17 protein-coding genes are annotated in these 16,243 nt (G+C 71.2%); 6 read left to right on the forward strand and 11 right to left on the reverse strand.

All coding sequences use genetic code 11. The features are described from left to right. Positions 1 to 26: 26 nt before the first annotated feature. Entirely contained in the window at positions 27 to 332 is a 306-nt protein-coding gene (locus tag F0U44_RS13850; RefSeq protein WP_149728840.1) for a putative quinol monooxygenase, read from the reverse strand. Between the two features lie 206 nt (positions 333 to 538). On the opposite strand from F0U44_RS13850, the gene F0U44_RS13855 reads away from it, so the two are divergent. Beyond that, complete coding sequence (locus F0U44_RS13855) at positions 539 to 1,078, forward strand: hypothetical protein (protein ID WP_149728841.1); 540 nt, start codon at positions 539 to 541, stop codon at positions 1,076 to 1,078. Between the two features lie 10 nt (positions 1,079 to 1,088). Here the strand turns inward: F0U44_RS13855 and menD are convergent, their stop codons facing one another. Genes menD through F0U44_RS13870 form a run of 3 tightly spaced genes read right to left on the reverse strand, consistent with a single transcriptional unit; the run spans position 1,089 to position 4,665 of the window. Then, the gene (gene menD, locus F0U44_RS13860) at positions 1,089 to 2,711 is read right to left on the reverse strand and encodes a 2-succinyl-5-enolpyruvyl-6-hydroxy-3-cyclohexene-1-carboxylic-acid synthase (protein ID WP_149728842.1); all 1,623 of its coding nucleotides are present in this window, start codon (positions 2,709 to 2,711) and stop codon (positions 1,089 to 1,091) included. Then, a complete protein-coding gene (locus tag F0U44_RS13865; RefSeq protein WP_246160491.1) occupies positions 2,708 to 3,637 on the reverse strand; it encodes an o-succinylbenzoate synthase in 930 nt (309 codons plus the stop codon). The genes menD and F0U44_RS13865 overlap by 4 nt, the downstream gene beginning before the upstream one ends. Before the next feature lie 20 nt (positions 3,638 to 3,657). Beyond that, positions 3,658 to 4,665, reverse strand: coding sequence for an AMP-binding protein (locus tag F0U44_RS13870; RefSeq protein WP_149728843.1), 1,008 nt, complete (start codon positions 4,663 to 4,665; stop codon positions 3,658 to 3,660). Between the two features lie 58 nt (positions 4,666 to 4,723). Here F0U44_RS13870 and F0U44_RS13875 point away from each other — a divergent pair, with 58 nt between their 5' ends. From F0U44_RS13875 to F0U44_RS13885, 3 genes are read left to right on the forward strand one after another with little or no spacing between them, the layout of a single operon-like run. Then, positions 4,724 to 6,037, forward strand: coding sequence for an MFS transporter (locus F0U44_RS13875; RefSeq protein WP_246160456.1), 1,314 nt, complete (start codon positions 4,724 to 4,726; stop codon positions 6,035 to 6,037). A gap of 10 nt (positions 6,038 to 6,047) precedes the next feature. Next, complete coding sequence (locus F0U44_RS13880; protein WP_149728845.1) at positions 6,048 to 7,328, forward strand: MFS transporter; 1,281 nt, start codon at positions 6,048 to 6,050, stop codon at positions 7,326 to 7,328. A gap of 28 nt (positions 7,329 to 7,356) precedes the next feature. Beyond that, a complete protein-coding gene (locus tag F0U44_RS13885) occupies positions 7,357 to 8,238 on the forward strand; it encodes a 1,4-dihydroxy-2-naphthoate polyprenyltransferase (protein WP_149728846.1) in 882 nt (293 codons plus the stop codon). A gap of 12 nt (positions 8,239 to 8,250) precedes the next feature. Here F0U44_RS13885 and F0U44_RS13890 read toward each other — a convergent pair whose 3' ends face one another. Continuing rightward, a complete protein-coding gene (locus tag F0U44_RS13890) occupies positions 8,251 to 8,511 on the reverse strand; it encodes a DUF4229 domain-containing protein (RefSeq protein ID WP_149728847.1) in 261 nt (86 codons plus the stop codon). A 78-nt stretch (positions 8,512 to 8,589) separates the two neighbouring features. Here F0U44_RS13890 and F0U44_RS13895 point away from each other — a divergent pair, with 78 nt between their 5' ends. Continuing rightward, a complete protein-coding gene (locus F0U44_RS13895; protein WP_149728848.1) occupies positions 8,590 to 8,808 on the forward strand; it encodes a hypothetical protein in 219 nt (72 codons plus the stop codon). Here the strand turns inward: F0U44_RS13895 and ccsB are convergent. The 6 genes from ccsB to hemL all read right to left on the reverse strand — a co-directional run bounded on the left by ccsB (position 8,786) and on the right by hemL (position 14,758). Then, a complete protein-coding gene (ccsB, locus tag F0U44_RS13900) occupies positions 8,786 to 9,799 on the reverse strand; it encodes a c-type cytochrome biogenesis protein CcsB (protein WP_149728849.1) in 1,014 nt (337 codons plus the stop codon). The genes F0U44_RS13895 and ccsB overlap by 23 nt on opposite strands. Continuing rightward, entirely contained in the window at positions 9,796 to 11,415 is a 1,620-nt protein-coding gene (gene resB, locus F0U44_RS13905; protein WP_246160457.1) for a cytochrome c biogenesis protein ResB, read from the reverse strand. The genes ccsB and resB overlap by 4 nt, the downstream gene beginning before the upstream one ends. After that, positions 11,412 to 12,173, reverse strand: coding sequence for a cytochrome c biogenesis CcdA family protein (locus F0U44_RS13910; protein ID WP_149728850.1), 762 nt, complete (start codon positions 12,171 to 12,173; stop codon positions 11,412 to 11,414). The genes resB and F0U44_RS13910 overlap by 4 nt, the downstream gene beginning before the upstream one ends. Next, positions 12,166 to 12,648, reverse strand: coding sequence for a TlpA disulfide reductase family protein (locus F0U44_RS13915; protein WP_188113475.1), 483 nt, complete (start codon positions 12,646 to 12,648; stop codon positions 12,166 to 12,168). Before F0U44_RS13915 ends, F0U44_RS13910 begins: the two co-directional genes overlap by 8 nt. 89 nt (positions 12,649 to 12,737) lie before the next feature. After that, a complete protein-coding gene (locus F0U44_RS13920) occupies positions 12,738 to 13,430 on the reverse strand; it encodes a histidine phosphatase family protein (protein ID WP_149728852.1) in 693 nt (230 codons plus the stop codon). Beyond that, on the reverse strand, positions 13,430 to 14,758 hold the full coding sequence (gene hemL, locus F0U44_RS13925) for a glutamate-1-semialdehyde 2,1-aminomutase (RefSeq protein ID WP_149728853.1): 1,329 nt from the start codon (positions 14,756 to 14,758) through the stop codon (positions 13,430 to 13,432). The genes F0U44_RS13920 and hemL overlap by 1 nt, the downstream gene beginning before the upstream one ends. 301 nt (positions 14,759 to 15,059) lie before the next feature. Between hemL and F0U44_RS13930 the strand changes: the two genes are divergently transcribed. Continuing rightward, positions 15,060 to 16,217 carry a lytic transglycosylase domain-containing protein gene (locus F0U44_RS13930; protein ID WP_246160459.1) on the forward strand — a complete coding sequence of 386 codons (1,158 nt, stop codon included), beginning with the start codon at positions 15,060 to 15,062 and terminating at the stop codon, positions 16,215 to 16,217. The last annotated feature ends 26 nt before the right edge of the window (positions 16,218 to 16,243 follow it).

The following is a 16,243-nucleotide window of genomic DNA, read 5'->3' on the forward strand; positions in this document are numbered from 1 at the left end:
GGCGAGCAGGGCCGGCCGGCGCGGCGTCAGAACTTGTCGAGGGAGTCGAGAGCGGTCGCGAAGGTGATCTCGGGCGGCACGGAGGTGTCGCCCCCGATGGTCGGGATGAACGCCTGGAGCTCCGGCGAGGTGAAGAACGCCTCGAAGTTCTCCGCGGTGTCCCACTCGTCGATGACGAGCACATAGTCGGGACCGACCCCGAACTCGTGGTGGATCGCGCCGGCGGCCTTGCCGCGCTGCGAGATCGCGACGAACTCGTCGCCGCGCGCGTCGAGCGACTTCTGGAAGAGCTCGACGTCGGCGGCGACCTTGACGGTGACAAGAACGGACATGACAACCCCTTCGTTGGCCCGTACGGGCTGAGAAACTGGACACGAGGAGTTCGCCTGCGGGGGCTGCCCGGATCACTCGGGTGCGAAGTTTCCGGAGCGCTGCCGTCGCGCCGGAGTAGCGTCGCTCACCTAGCCCGGACTCCTGGGCCATTTTCGGGGACTTCGTTCCATCGCTCGAGGACGGCCCCGCCATGAGAATTCCGCAATTGACCTTCGGCAAGGTCCTGGCCGGCACAGCAGTGCTGCTGATCTGGACCGGCGGCACGGCCTACGCCGCCGCCACCATCACCGGCGCCGACATCGTCGACGCGACGATCAAGAGCGTCGACGTCGGCGACAACTCGGTCGCGTCGGTCGACGTCCTCAACGCCACGCTCACCCAGGCCGACCTGGCCGACGGCTCGGTCGGCTCGAGCGAGGTCACCGACTTCAGCCTGTCCAACGCGGACGTCGGCGTCCTCTTCGCGCAGGTCTCCGCCAACGGCAACCTGGCGGGCACGGGTGGCGGTGCGGTCTCGGCGATATCAACCTCACCCGGCACCTACAGGATCAGCTTCGGGCGGCCGATCACAGCCTGTGCGTTCTCGGTCACCCCAGGACCCGCCGGTGCGCTCCTGGACGCCGCGCCGCCGGCGATCGCCCAGGTCGGCGAACAGCCGGCCGACCCGTTGCTCGTGTTGGTGCTCCTGTCCGACTTGGAGGGCAACGCGATCAACACCGCGTTCACGCTGGTCGCGGTCTGCTGACCGGGAACCGCTAGGCGGGCGCGCTCGCCAGCGCGCGGATCCGGGCGTCGAGGTCGCGACGCCCGGTGCGGTCGACGACCACCTCGATGACCTCGATGCCGCCGTTGGGGCTGGCCAGCGCCTGCTCCAGCTCGGGGCGTGACGTGACGCGCAGGTGCGCGGTGCGGGTCGCGGCGCAGAGGCTGGCGAGGTCGGCGCCGTGCGGTGTCCCGAAGAGCCGCTCGAACGGCTCGGCCAGCTCCGGTGCGCCCTGCTCGAGCATGGAGAAGATCGCGCCGCCGTCGTCGTTGACGACCACGATCGTCAGGTCGGGGCGGGCCTCGTCGGGGCCCAGCACCAACGACGACTGGTCGTGGAGGAACGTCACGTCGCCCATAAGCGCGACGGCGCGCGACGTTCGGCGCCGACCGATCGCGGCCCCGATGGCCGTGCTGATCGTGCCGTCGATGCCGGACAGGCCGCGGTTGGCGATCACCAGCCGGTGCTCGGCGACCGGCGCGGACGGCGCCATGACGTCGAGGTCGCGGATCGGGCTGGACGCACCGACGACCAAGAGGCTCTCCGCGGGCATGGCAGCGGCGACGACCGCCGCGACGTCGTACGGCGTCAGGGTCGGCTCGCCTGTCAGCAGCCGGTCGATGCGCCGACCGAGCTCGGTGTCGGCCTCCTTCCACCGCGCGAACCAGGCCGGGTCGTCGAGATCGGCGTCGGGGACGCCCTCGAGCTCCCGCGACCCCGGTGGCCGCACGGGCCAGACACCGCGCCCGGGGACGACGAGGACCTCGACATCGGACCGCGCGAGCAGCCGCGTGACCGGGCGGGACAGCGTCGGGCGGCCGAACACCACGACGCGCTCGATCTCGGCGCCGAGGTCGGTGCCCAGGAGCAGGCGGTAGGTGCGCAGCGCCTGGCTACCGCGCCGCGCGCCGCTCGACGGCTCGGCGAGGAGCGGCCAGCCCGCCTTCTCGGCCAGCAGCCGTGCCCGGGGACCGGCATCGTCTCCGGCCACCACGACGGTGCGGGGGCCGAGCGGGAGGCGTCTCGATACGGGCTCCGCTCGTTCCTCGCTCCGCCCTACTCGACGAGCCAACTCCGCCGCCACGGCCGCTGGTTGAGGTGCGAGCGAAGCGAGCCTCGAAACCAAGGCACCCGGCACCAGCGGCTCGTCCAGCCGGACGTTGACGTGCAGCGGGCCGGGGGTGTCCCAGGGGACGGCGTCGAGGTCGGCGAGGTCGGCGACGTCGTACGTCGGGACCAGCGGACCGAAGATCCCGACCTGGTCGGTGGTCTGGTTGGCCCCCGTCGCCATCAGGCGCGTGGGCCGGTCCGCGCTGACCACCACCATCGGGACCGCGGCATGCGCTGCCTCGAGCACCGCTGGGTGCAGGTTGGCGACCGCGGTGCCGGACGTGCAGATCACCGCGGCGCGAGCGCCGACCTTGGTGAGGCCGAGGGCGAGGAACCCGGCAGAGCGCTCGTCGATCCGGGTGTGGAGATCCAGCTCGCGTGCCCAGACGGCGAACGCGAGCGGAGCGTTGCGCGAGCCCGGGGCCAGGACGACCTCAGAGATGCCGACGGCGGCGAGCCGGTCGACGACGGCCGCACCCAGGTCGACACCGCTGATCCCGCTCACGAGCGACCATCCTGCTGCAGCAGGCGGCAGGCGGCGAGGCGGGTCTCCCACCACGCGATCCGGTCGGGGGCCGCGGCCAGCCGGTCGAGGGCGGCTTCGTCGACCGCGGGGCTCCCGATCCGGAGCGCACCGTCGACCGGGAGCAAGGGGCTCGTTGCCACGTCGTCGGTCAGCAGCTGCACGGTCGCGAGGCCACAGGCGTAGGGCAGCTCGGGAAGCGCCGCAGCCAGTGCGATGCCGGCGGCGATACCGACGGAGGTCTCCAGCGCCGAGGACACGACGACCGGCAGCCCGATCTCCTCGGCGATCCGCAGGCAGGCGCGGACTCCGCCGAGCGGCTGGACCTTGAGCACGGCGATGTCGGCCGCCTCGAGGTCGCGCACCCGGTAGGGGTCAGCGGCTCGTCGGATCGACTCGTCGGCCGCGATCGGCACCTGCACGCGGCGCCGTACGGCGGCCAGGTCCTCGACCGTGGCGGTCGGCTGCTCGACGTACTCCAGACCGCCGGCGGCGCGGTCCAGGACCGCGATCGCGCGGACCGCCTCCTCGACCGACCACGCTCCGTTGGCGTCGACGCGGATCTTGCCGTCCGGTCCGATCGCGTCGCGCACCGCCTCGAGGCGGGCCTCGTCGTCGGCCAGGGACTGACCCGGCTCGGCGACCTTGACCTTCGCCGTGCGGCAGCCGCCCTGCAGCACGATCGTGTGCGCCTGCTCGGGGCCGACCGCCGGGACCGTCACGTTGACCGGCACCACGTCCCGCAGCGGGGCGGGCCAGTCGCCCGCGGCCGCCTCCTCGGCGCACCGCAGCCAGGGCTCGGCCACTGATGTGTCGTACTCCAGGAAGGGGCTCCACTCCCCCCAACCCGCAGGCCCGCGCACCAGCGCCGCCTCGCGGACCGTCACCCCGCGGAAGCGGGTGCGCATGGGGATCGAGACGACGCGGATCACGCCAGCCCCCGCAGCGCCTGGCGGTCCGGCTTGCCGTTGGGCAGCAGCGGGATCGCGTCGAGTCGGACGACCTGCCGGGGCGCCCAGGCGCGCGGGTAGGCCTCGGCAACCCAGTCCCGCAGCTCGTCGCTAGCGGCGCCACCGACCACAAACGCGACAACCCGGTTGCCCCACTCCTCGTCGGGCACACCGAGCACCTCGGCGGCGGCGACGTCGGGGTGCTCCCGCAGCCGCGCCGCGACGGCGACCGCGGGCACGTTGACTCCGCCGCTCACGACCACGTCGTCGACCCGGCCGAGCACCTGGAGCCGGCCGTCCTCGTCGAGTCGGCCGGCGTCGGAGGTGCGGTACCACCCGTCGACGAGCGTCTCCGCGGTCAGAGCGGGCTCGTCGACGTACTCCTCGAAGAGCGTCGGGCCGCCGATCCGGATCCGACCACCCTCACCGACAGCAACGGCCACCCCGTCGAGCGGCAGGCCGTCGTAGACGCACCCGCCGGCGGTCTCGGCGGCGCCGTACGTCGCCATCACCCGTACGCCGGCCGCACCCGCCCGCGCCCGGAGGGCCGGGTCGATCGGGCCCCCTCCCAGCAGCACGGTATGCGCGCGACCCAGGGCGGCGACGGCCGACTCGTCGTCGAGCAGCCGACCCAGCTGCGTGGGCACGAGCGACACGAACCAACCCTCGGCCTCGGGCCAACCGTCGCGCTCGAGCAGGACCGGCTCGTGGCCGGCGACCAGGGAGCGCACGATCACCTGGATGCCCGCGACGTAGGTCGGCGGGAGTGCCAGCACCCACGGCCCGGTCGCTCCCAGACGCCGCGCAGAGGCTTCGACGGAGGCGAGCACCGCCCGGCGACGGAGGGCCACCCGCTTCGGCGCGCCGGTCGATCCGGAGGTGGCGACGACCAGCCGGACGTCGTCCGGTCCGGCCAACCAGCCGCGGATCTGCTCGACCACGTCGGCCGGATCCCCGGCGGGCGTCAGGTCGAGAGGCGCTGCCATGGGGACGAGGTTAGTAATTCGGTGGCCGCTGTCGGCGGTCTGGGGTGAAATGCACGGAGTGACGACCACACTCCCGGGTGACCAGCGTGGTTTCTTCGCCCGACTGATCCCACCAACGCCGCTGTCGCGAAGCCTCGCGACGCAGTCGATGCTGTTCTCGACCGGCGAGGGTGCGTTCAACACGGGGAGCGCGGTCTTCCTGACCCAGGTCGTCGGCATGTCGGCCGCGCAGGTCGGCCTCGCCCTGACGCTGGTCGGCGTCGCGGAGTTCCTCTTCGCCTACCCGGCCGGCCGCATCGTCGACCGGCTCGGGCCCAAGCGGATGTGGGCGGGCAGCACCGTCGGTCGGGCCGGGTGCTTCGTCGCGCTGCCCTTCGTCGACGGCTTCCAGCAATACCTGATGGTCGGCGTCGTCTTCGCCATCTTCGGCTCGATCGGCGGGGCGAGCCACGGCTCCTACGTCCTCGACGTGCTGCCGCCCGACGAGCGCGTCGAGACCCGCGCCTACATGTACTCCTCGCTCAACCTCGGCTTCACCCTCGGTGCCGCAATCGGCGGCGTCGCGCTGGCGACGGGCAGCCTGACCGTCGTCCAATACACGCCGTGGTTCGCGGCGGTGCTCATGCTGGCCAACGGGTTCTGGGTCACCAAGCTGCCCGCCGCGCCCCACGACCTCCGGGTAGCCAGCGGCGAGCAACGCGTGAAGCCCCCCGGCCCTGGCCCCACCCGCAACATCGGCTGGATGCTGACGAGCTTCTTCACCGGCACCCTGTGGACCAACCAGGTCCTGCTCAACGTCGTGATCCCGTTGTGGCTGGTCGAGGCCACCGACGCACCTCGTGTGCTGCTGGCATTCCTCTTCGGCACCAACACCGTGCTCTGCATCTTCCTGCCGGCCTACACCGCCAGGGGCGTGCGAACGCTGCAGGACGCGCTGCGCTACACGTGGTGGTCGACCGCCTTCTTCGTGGGGTCGTGCCTCATCACGATGGTCACGCACTCGACGGTGGGCCTGGTCACCGTGTTCCTGGTCTGGCTCGGCCACGTGACGGTCACCGGTGCCGAGCTGGCGATCTCAGGAGCGAGCTGGGCTTTCGAGGCCGAGCTGATGGACCCGCTCCGACGGGGCGAATACCAAGGCGTCGGCGAGGTCAGCCGGGCGCTCGGCGGCCAGTGGGCCCCGTGGCTCTACACCGGGCTGGCGCTGTCCTGGATCGGTGGCAGCGAAGGGTGGCTGGTCATCGCCGGCATCATCGTCGTCGCGACGCTCGGGATCGGTCCGTCGGTGCGAATGGCGGAGCGGTTCCGCGACACCCACTTCCCCACCGAGCCCATCGGCGACCCGGTCGACCTGACGCCAGAGTCGGCGTAGCATTGTCTTGATGTCAAGATACTTGCCCGCGCGGGTCGCGCGCCTGGCCGGACCGACGCCGCTGGTCCGTCGGCTGTCCGCGCAGTCGGTGCTGTCCGCCTTCGGCGACGGCGTCTTCCTCACCGGCAGCGCGGTCTTCTTCACCCAGATCGTGGGGTTGTCGGCCGCCCAGGTCGGCCTCGGCCTCACGATCGCGGGCGTCGCGACGTTCGCGCTCGCCGTACCTCTCGGCAAGCTCAGCGACATCTACGGCGCGAAACGGGTCTGGTGGATCGCCTCGCTCATCGAGGCGCTGCTCTACCTGGTGTGGCTCACGATCGGCGGGCTGCCCAGCTTCATCGTGATGACGATCGGCCTCGAGCTCGTGTCGACCGCCAGTCGCGCGGCCCGCAACGCCTACCGCTTCGACGTGTTCCCGCGTGAGGAGCGGGTCAGCTCCAACGCCTACTTCCGCGCCGCCCGCAACGTCGGCTACACGCTCGGCGCCCTGCTGGCCGGCGTCGCGCTCGCGACCAACAGCAACGACGTCATCCGCGCGGTGCCGGTCATCACCGCGGCGCTCCTGCTGCTCAACGCGCTGCTCGTCTCCCGGCTGCCCCGCGCCGCCCACCACGTCGAGGCCGAGACCGCTCTCGAGACCGCGCTCGACGCCGCCCTCGACGGCCCCGATCGCCGCAGCGCCCTGCGCAACCGCGGCTACGTCGCCATGTCGATCTTCGGCGGCGTCCTGGCCACCCACCAGGTCCTGCTCAACGTCGTGATCCCGCTGTGGCTCGTCGAGGAGACCGACGCGCCGCGGGTGCTCCTCGCCTGGCTGTTCGGCACCAACACCGTGATGGCCGTCGCGCTCCAGGTCGCCGCCGCGCGCGGCATCACCACCGTTGCCGACTCGCTGCGCGCGCAACGCCGCGGCGCCTTCTTCTTCGTCCTCTCCTGCGGCATCGTCCTGGTCACCCACGACACGGTCGGCTGGGTCACCATCGCGCTGGTCTGGCTCGGCCACGTCACGGTCACCGGCGCCGAGCTGTTCAACTCGGCTGGCGAGTGGGGCCTCCAGGCCGAGCTGTCCGATCCCGCCCGCCGCGGCGAATACCAAGGCGTCTCCCAGCTCGGCTACACCCTGGGGTCGGTGTGGGCGCCGGCGCTCTACACCTTCCTCGCGATGTCGTGGGGCACGCCCGGCTGGATCGTCATCGCCGCCATCGTCTTGGTGGCCGCGGTGCTCATCCACCCGGCCGCCCGCGCGGCCGAGCGCCACCTGGCCGAGCAGGGCATCACCCAGCCCGCATGAGCGTCGCCGGGCCTGATTAGATCCTCAGGTGGCTACCCCCGCTCACTGGCTCACCGGCGCTCGCCCCCGCACCCTCCCTGCGGCGGTCGCGCCGGTCGTCGCCGGCACCGGCGTCGCGGCGTACGACGGGGAGCTGGTCGTGTGGAAGGCGCTGCTCGCCCTCGTGGTGAGCCTCGCGCTCCAGGTGGGGGTCAACTACGCCAACGACTACTCCGACGGCATCCGCGGCACCGACGACGACCGGGTCGGCCCGCTGCGGCTGGTCGGCTCGGGCCTCGCGACGCCGAGGGCCGTCAAGCGAGCCGCCTTCCTCGCCTTCGGCGTGGCCGGTGTCGCGGGCGTCGTCCTCGCCGCCACCAGCGCCTGGTGGCTGATCGCGGTCGGAGCCGTCTGCGTCCTCGCGGCGTGGTTCTACACCGGCGGCTCGAAGCCCTACGGCTACCTCGGTCTCGGCGAGGTCATGGTGTTCGTGTTCTTCGGCCTCGTGGCCGTGGTGGGCACCACCTTCGTGCAGACCGAGGAGTGGGGCGATGCCGGCTGGGCTGCCCTGATCGCCGGCTCCGGGGTCGGCGCCCTGGCCTGCGCGATCCTCGTCGCCAACAACCTGCGCGACATCCCGACCGACACGGTCGCCGGCAAGATCACGCTCGCCGTACGACTGGGTGATCGTCGTACCCGCGGCTTCTACGCGGTCCTCGTCGCCCTGGCCGTCGTGGCGCTCGCCGGCGTCGCGGCACTCACCACCCCGTGGGCGCTGCTCGGCCTGCCGTTCCTGGCCTTCGCGCTGCCCGCGACCCGCATCGTGCTGGGTGGAGCGGTCGGCCCGGGCCTGATCCCGGTCCTGCAGCAGACCGGCCTCGCCGAGCTGCTGTGGGCCGTCGGCTGCGGCATCGGTCTCGCCGTCGCCTGAGCCGGAACGTCTCTAGTCGACGTCTTCCTTGGCCCGCTGCTCCTCGAGCTTCTGGGTGACCTTGGCTGCGCGGCCCTCGACCTTGACGGCGAACTTCTCGCGCTGACGCTCGAGCAGGTAGAAGGAGGCGACGCCGCTGACGAGGAACGCGATCGCCACGGCCCAGATCACCGGCACGTCCTGGGTGATCAGGTACCAGACCGTCGTCACGACGACGAACGATCCGATGAACAGGCCCAGGCGCATCAGGGTGTAGATCCAGAACTCCTTCACCACTCCAGGGTAGGCGGAGTCAGACGAGTGTTCTCAATCCGTGACCGCGCGTGACCAGCCACGATCTACCCTGGAGTCGTGCTCAAGCTCTTGGTGGTCGTCCTGGTCTTCGCGGCCGTGACGTACTTCGTCACCCGAGCCCTCCAGGAGCGCACCGCAGGTCAGCGACCGAACCTCCCGCGGCCGCGGGCGCCGAAGCGGCCGAGCGAGCCGCCGCGGCAGATCGCACCCGACGACGACGAGGACTTCCTGCGCGACCTCGACCGGAAGCGGCTCAACCCGCCGGAAGACGGCTGACGCCCGCCTTCACGGGACCCTCGATTGCATACGAGTGCTGGCTCGTGGTCGAGAAGTAGTTGATCCCGATGAAGTTGAACCACAGCGTCGCGAGCCCGATCAGGGCGAGGATCGCGGCGTTGCGGCCCTTCCACCCGGCGGTGGCTCGGGCGTGGAGGTAGCCGGCGTAGACCACCCAGGTGATGAACGCCCACACCTCCTTCGGGTCCCAGTTCCAGTAGCGCGACCACGCCTCGTGGGCCCAGATCGGGCCGGTGATGAGCACCGCGAAGGTCCACACCGGGAAGGCGAAGGCGTGCACCCGGTAGGCGATCTTGTCGAGCGAGACCAGGTCGGGGACGCGGGCCATCCAGCCCTGGGTCGCCTTCGCGGAGTCGCCGGCGCGCGCCTTGAGCAGGTAGACGAGCGAGGCCATGCCGCCGAGCGTGAACGCGCCGGTCGCGATGATCGCGGCCACGACGTGGATCACGAGCCAGTAGGAGTTGAGCGCCTCGCGCAGCGGCTGCACCGGCTCATGCAGCCAGATCACCGCGATCATCAAGGTGGTCAGCACGAAGCCGACGACCAACGGCGCCAGCCAGTCGAGACGGAACTTCCGGTAGAGCGCGAGGTACATGACGGCCACCACGAAGGTGCCGGTCGTCGTGAACTCATACATGTTGCCCCACGGCACCCGGTTGGGGTCCGCGGCCATCCCGCGCCCGACCAGGGCGACCAGGTGGGCGCCGGCGGCGATGCAGGTGACGAGGAAGCCGAGCCGGCCCAGGAAGGCGACCCGCTCCCCCGGCGTACGACGACCGTCCGACTCGGGCGCAGCCGCGACCTCGCTCTCGCCGCCGTCCGCGGCGGCCCCCACGAGCGCAGCCTCGCGCGGCGCGACCTGACGCAGCGCGGCCCACTCGGCCAGGTGCACCAGCAGCGCGATGAAGTAGGCGAGCCCGGCCGCAGCGACGGCCTGGTTGCTCAGGGTCTCCCAGGCAGCGTTGCTCACGTGCGGGACTCCTTCTCGTTCTTCAGTGCGGCGACCACGTCGGCGAGCACCGCGGCCAGGTCGCCGTTGCCGGAGCGGTCGAGCCCGGCGACCTCGACGACCGTGGTCATTGTGTCCCCCGACCCCTCATCGGACCCAGCGGCCGGCTCCGCAGGCGCTGCCCTCCGGGCGCGCACCCACACCCGGCGTGGGCGCAGGTAGAGCGAGCCGCACAGGCCGATGAGGGCCATGATGACGCCGGCCAGGGCGATCCGCTTGCCCGGTGACTGACTGATCTGGACCCGGATCCACGGCTCGACCCCGTCGAAGGTGACCGTGCCGAGCCCGTCGGGCAGTTTGACCTTGTCGCCCGGTCGCAGATCGATTCGGAAGGGCTTGCCGTCCTTCTTCTTGACCTGCGTCGCGGTGTCCTTGTCGAGGACGTAGACCGACTGCGCCTTGCCGGAGTCGAGGCCGAGGTCACCGGAGTAGACGAGCATCGAGACCAGCGGGTCGAGGTCCTCGGGGAAGACCGACACCGGGTCGCCCTCGTAGAGGCGGAAGGTCGGGTAGAAGAGGCCCTCGAGACCGACCTGGGTGGGCTGGGCGCTCGACGCCTTGATGACGCCGTAGGAGACGAACGACGCGTCCTGCGGCAAGAAGACCGTCGGGCCGGTGTAGGCGATGTTGCCCTCACCGTCGCGGATCGTGATGACCGGCGCGTAGCCGTGGCCGATGAGGAAGACGTCGGTCTTCCCGATCGAGAGCGGGTGGTTGACCTTGAGGTCGTAGGACTTCTCCTCGCCGTGGCCCTCCTTGTAGGAGAGCGCGGCCTGGAAGCCCCGCGCGGTGCCGGCGCCGGCCCCGCTCTTGAGCCACTGCACCTTGAAGTCGTCGACGGTGAAGTCGAAGTCGTTGAGCTGCTCGGGGGTGAAGAGACCGCCCGGGTCGAAGTCGTCGTACTGCGTCAGGCTGTTGCTGAAGGTCGAGCCCTGCACCAAGATCACGCCGCCCTGGTAGCCGAACAGCCCGCCGATCGCGAAGCCCGCGAGCACGACGAGCACCGACAGGTGGAAGAGCAGGTTGCCGGCCTCGCGCAGGTAGCCGCGCTCCGCGCTGACCGCGTCGGTCTCCTCGCCGTCGACGACGGTCCGCAGCCGATAGCGCTTGCCCAGCACCTCGCGGGCGCGGGCCAGCACCTGCTCGGGCGCAGCGTCGGTCACGTAGAAGGTGTGGTCCGGCAGGCGCGACAGGTTGCGCGGCGCCTTCGGCGGCTGGGCGCGGAGCGCCTTCGCGTAGACGAAGAGGCGGGGCACGATGCAGCCGACGAGCGACAGCACGAGCAGCAGGTAGATCGCGGAGAACCACACCGAGTCGTAGACCGAGAAGAGGTCGAGCGTCTCGTAGATCGGCGTGAGCTGGGTGTGCTCTTCCTTCCAGCGGGTCACCGCGAGCGCGTCGACGCCCGCCTGCGGGATCACGGACCCGGGGATCGCGGCGAGGGCCAGCAGGAGCAGCAGGACCAGCGCGGTGCGCATGGAGGTCACCTGGCGCCAGGTCCAGCGGAGCAGCTCGCGCGCGGTCAGCTCGCCGCGCGCGACCGGCCGCTCGACCGGGCGCTCTTCGGAATCGGTCACAGCGGGGACTCCCCGTAGTCGACGAGCCGGAGCTGGACCCACTGCACCAGGTGGTCCCACACGCCGGTGACCATGGCGAGGCCGAGCAACACCAGGAAGGCGCCACCGAGCCGCATCACCCAGACCTGGTGGCGGCGCACCCAGGCCACGGCGCCGAGGGTCCGTCGGTAGGCGAGCCCGGCGACGATGAAGGGGATGCCGAGGCCCAGGGCGTAGAAGAGCGAGAGCACCGCACCGCGAGCGACCGTGGCGTCGGTGTAGGTGAGGTTGACGATGACGCCGTAGGTCGGGCCGATGCAGGGCGTCCAGCCGATCGCGAAGAGCGCGCCGATCACGGGAGCAGCGCCGAGGCCGACCGACGGGATCTTGTGGACCCGCCAGTCGCGCTGCAGCCAGGGCACGACCCCTGCGAACACCAGGCCGAGCACGATGAGGAGCAGGCCCAGCACGATCGTGATCTCGTCCTGCCAGCCGCGCAGCCAGATCCCGACGCTGCCGAAGGCGGCGCCCACGAGTACGAACACCACGGCGAAGCCGAGGACGAAGAGCATCGACCCGGCCAGCATCCGGCCGCGGTGCTTGGTCGCCTCACCAGCAGCGAGGTCGGCGCCGGACAGGCCGGTCGCGTAGGACAGGTAGCCCGGGAGCAGCGGGATGACGCAGGGCGAGAAGAAGGAGACGAGGCCGGCGATCATCGCCACGGGTACGGCGAGCGCGAGCGACCCCGCTGCCGCCTGGGTCTGGAACCACTCACCCACGGTCGGCCTCGTCGATCAGGTCCTCGACCAGCGTGACCAAGGTGGTCTCCGAGGGGACCTCACCGCTGATCAGCACCGCGACCCGGCCCTGGTCGTCGAGGATCACGGTCGAGGGCATCGACGCGGGCCGGTAGCGGCCGAACTCGTCGAGGGTCTCGCTGCCGGGGTCGTAGAGCGAGGGGTAGTCGACACCGCGCTCCCGCTCGAAGGCGGCAGCCGTCTCGGGCGCGAGGTCGCGGATGTTGATGCCCACGAACGCGACCTTCTTCGCCGGCAGCTCGCTCTCCGCCTCGACGAGCATCGGCATCTCCGCGCGGCACGGACCACAGCCCGACCACCACACGTTGACGACCACGACCTTGCCGCGGAGGTCCGCGAGGTCGAGCTCGTCGCCGTCGACCGTCTCCCCGCTCACCTCGACCGCGTCGCCGCGGTCGTTGGCGTGCACCTCCGTGACGTTGCCCTCGCCGGGCACGTAGTCACTGTCACCGGTGCCGAGCACATCGGTGCAGCCGGTGAGGAGGAGCGCCCCGAGCGTGAGCGGAGCGAGAAGCCGACGCTTGATCAGGACGGCGTCCCCTCGGGCCGGTCCTCGACGGGCGCGTCGCCGGCCGAGAACGGGGCGGCGATGTCGCCCTTCGGGATCAGGTCGATCGCGGGCTCGGCGTAGCTGACCTGCGCAAGCTTGTCGCCGACGAAGTGGAACGAGGTGACCGAGCAGAGCGTGCACTGGCGCTTGCGCGGGTCGTGCAGGAAGGACCGACCCTCGGCGTGCAGGCGCGTGGTCCAGATGGGCAGCTGGTGGGAGACCAGCACGCCCTCGTGACCGGCCGCGTCACGTCGTACGTCGTGGACCGCGGCCATCATCCGGGTCACGATCTGCTTGTAGGGCTCTCCCCACGACGGCCGGAACGGGTTGTAGAGGTGGCGCCACAGCAGCGGGTTGCGCAGCGCGTTGTTGCCGCGCCCGAAGGTCATCCCCTCGAAGCGGTTGGTCGACTCGAGGACGCGCTCGTCGAGGCCGACCTCGAGACCGAGCTTCGCCGCCAGCGGCGCCGCGGTCTCCTGGGCCCGCTCGAGCGGCGAGGACCGGACGACCGTGATGTCGCGCGAAGCGAGCGACTCCGCCGCCTTCTCGGCCATCTTGTTGCCGAGCTCGGAGAGGTGGAAACCGTCGCGGCGCCCGTAGAGCACACCCTGCGGGTTGTGGACCTCTCCGTGGCGCACGAGGTGGACGACGGTGTCGGGCGTGGCCATCAGATGACTCCTCCGGCAGCGGCGGCTGCCTGGGCGGCGGCGGGAAGGGCGTCGAGGACGGTCTGGACCGCGCGCTCGTCGTGGGCGGCCGAGACGAACCACGCCTCGTAGGCCGAGGGCGGCAGGTGCACGCCGCGGTCGAGCATCGCGTGGAAGAAGGCGCCGTAGGCCGCCGCATCGGTGCGCGAGGCACCGGCGAAGTCGACCGCTGGCTCGTCGGTGAAGAACACGGAGAACATCGACCCGGTCGACTGGATCACGTGGGGCAGCCCGGCGGTGGTGAACGCCTCGGCGACACCGGCCCGCAGGGCGTCGGCAACGGTGTCGAGGTGGGCGTAGACCTCGGGGGTGGCGAGCTGCAGGGTCGTGAGCCCGGCAGCCGTGGCGATCGGGTTACCGGACAGGGTGCCCGCCTGGTAGACGGGACCGTCCGGCGCCAGCGAGGCCATCACGTCGGCACGACCACCGAAGGCGGCCGCAGGGAGTCCGCCGCCCATCACCTTGCCGAAGGTCATCAGGTCGGGGCGCCAGCCCTCGACGGCCCCGTCCGTGCCCCACTGGCCGCTGCGGGAGACGCGGAAGCCGGTCATCACCTCGTCGCTGATGAAGAGCGCGCCGTGCTGCCGACTGGTGTCGGCCAGGAACTGGTTGAAGCCGGGCGCCGGCGGGACCACGCCCATGTTGCCGGGGGCAGCCTCGGTGATGAGGCAGGCGATCCGGTCGCCGTGCTCGGCGAAGACCGCCTCGACCGCGACGCGGTCGTTGTAGGGCAGCACGAGGGTCAGCGCCGTCGACGACTCGGGCACCCCGGGCGTGCCGGGGATCGAGAACGTCGTCAGGCCGGAGCCGGCCGAGGCGAGCAGCGCGTCGAGGTGGCCGTGGTAGCAGCCGGCGAACTTCACGACCACGTCGCGGCCGGTGAAGCCGCGGGCGAGCCGGATGGCCGACATCGTCGCCTCGGTGCCCGAGGAGACCAGGCGCACCTTCTCGACCGGGGTGCGCCCGATGATCTCCTCGACGAGGGCGACCTCACCCTCGGTGGGGGTGCCGTACGACGTACCGCGGGCGACCGCCGCCTGGACGGCCGCGACCACCTCGGGGTGGGCGTGACCGAGCAGCATCGGTCCCCACGAGCAGATCAGGTCGACGTAGTCGTTGCCGTCGACGTCGGTCAGCCAGGCACCCTGGGCGGACCGGATGAACCGGGGCGTGCCGCCCACGGCGTTGAAGGCGCGGACCGGCGAGTTGACGCCGCCAGGGGTCACCGCCCGTGCCCGGTCGAACAGCTCCTGGGAGCGGGACTGGCCGGGCGTCGGTGCGGGAGTCACCGGGTCATTCTCACTGATGGATCGAGCCCCTTACGCCTCGGGGCCACGCAGTGGAGCGCGCCACGCCGTAGCGGGGTCGTCTCAGAGAGAAATTCCAAGGTGTGACACCCGTAACGCCGGTGTGTCACCATTCGTTCTGTCTGTTGTCGCACCCGTGGGAGCAGGCGCGACGCCACAGCGAGTCCCGGTCACCGGGGAGGGGCTCGCGTGACCGAGTTCGTGGGCCTTACAGGCCGGGGAGAGAGTCCATATGTCGAGGAAACGTTTGGGACGGCTGCAGCGCGCCGCCACCATCATTCCGTTGGCGCTTCTGTCAGCGGCCTGGACGGCGAGCGTCGCGGGCATCGGCGGCATCACGCCCCCGGTCTCTGCTGAGCAGGGCCCGGACACCTCCCTCGACGACGGCACCAGCGTGCCGTCCGAGGCGATCGAGGCGCCCGCGAGCGTCTCCGACCCCGACGCGCTGAGCCCTGACGGCAACGCCCAGGACATCGTCGCCGCCGCTGCGACCAACCAGATCCCGTCGGCCGCCCTCGCCGCCTACCAGCGCGCTGAGGCCGTCATCAACAAGGCCGACAAGAGCTGCAACCTGACGTGGCAGCTCGTCGCCGCCATCGGCCGCGTGGAGTCCAACCACGGTCGTGCCAACGGCAGCATCCTCGACAACGACGGCGTCGCCCGCCCCGGCATCTACGGCAAGGCGCTCGACGGCCGCAAGGGCTCGCAGGCGATCAGCGACACCGACGCCGGGCAGTTCGACCGCGACGCTCGCTGGGACCGCGCGATCGGCCCGATGCAGTTCATCCCGTCGACCTGGTCGATCGTCGGTGTTGACGCCGACGGTGACGCCAAGCGCAACCCGCAGGACATCGACGACGCGGCCCTCGCCACGGCGGTCTACCTCTGCTCCGGCAAGGACGACCTGGCGACCACGATGGGTCAGCGCGCGGCGGTCTACCGCTACAACCACAGCCAGACCTACGTCGACCTGGTGCTGGACATCATGGACGCCTACCTCGAGGGCGACTTCACCACGATCCCCAACAACACCCTGTCGGCCGGCTACATCGTGCCCGAGGTGCCCACCTACAACCCGGGCACCCACAACGGCGCTGACGTCGACCCCGACACCACCCCGGCCGACTCCGACGACGACGGCGGCTACGTGCCCGACGACGGCGTGACCGACCCGGGCGACGGTGACGGCGATGGCGACGGCGACGGTGATGGCGACAACGGCGGCAACGGTGGCGGCGGCAACGGCCCGCTCGACCCGAGCGGCAACAACGTCCCCGACACCGGCACCCCGCTCGACGAGCCGCTGGAGAACCTGATCGACGGCCTCCTCGGCCCGCTCAACCAGGCCGTGGTCAAGCTGCAGTGCGCGCTGAAGTTCCCGCCGATCCTCAAGAAGGCGGACTACGACGGCTGCGTGACGTCCTACGGGCTCAACCCGTGACGCACTAGCAAGACAACGAAGAGGGC

This window comes from Nocardioides humilatus (genome assembly GCF_008373755.1).
Classification (GTDB): Bacteria; Actinomycetota; Actinomycetes; order Propionibacteriales; family Nocardioidaceae; genus Nocardioides; species Nocardioides humilatus.

Coding starts and splice junctions, on each gene's coding strand:
- F0U44_RS13865 (WP_246160491.1), bottom strand. CDS start 3,637: ATGCGCACCCGCTTCCGCGGGGTGACGGTCCGCGAGGCGGCGCTGGTG.
- F0U44_RS13880 (WP_149728845.1), top strand. CDS start 6,048: ATGTCAAGATACTTGCCCGCGCGGGTCGCGCGCCTGGCCGGACCGACG.
- F0U44_RS13850 (WP_149728840.1), bottom strand. CDS start 332: ATGTCCGTTCTTGTCACCGTCAAGGTCGCCGCCGACGTCGAGCTCTTC.
- F0U44_RS13870 (WP_149728843.1), bottom strand. CDS start 4,665: ATGGCAGCGCCTCTCGACCTGACGCCCGCCGGGGATCCGGCCGACGTG.
- F0U44_RS13920 (WP_149728852.1), bottom strand. CDS start 13,430: ATGGCCACGCCCGACACCGTCGTCCACCTCGTGCGCCACGGAGAGGTC.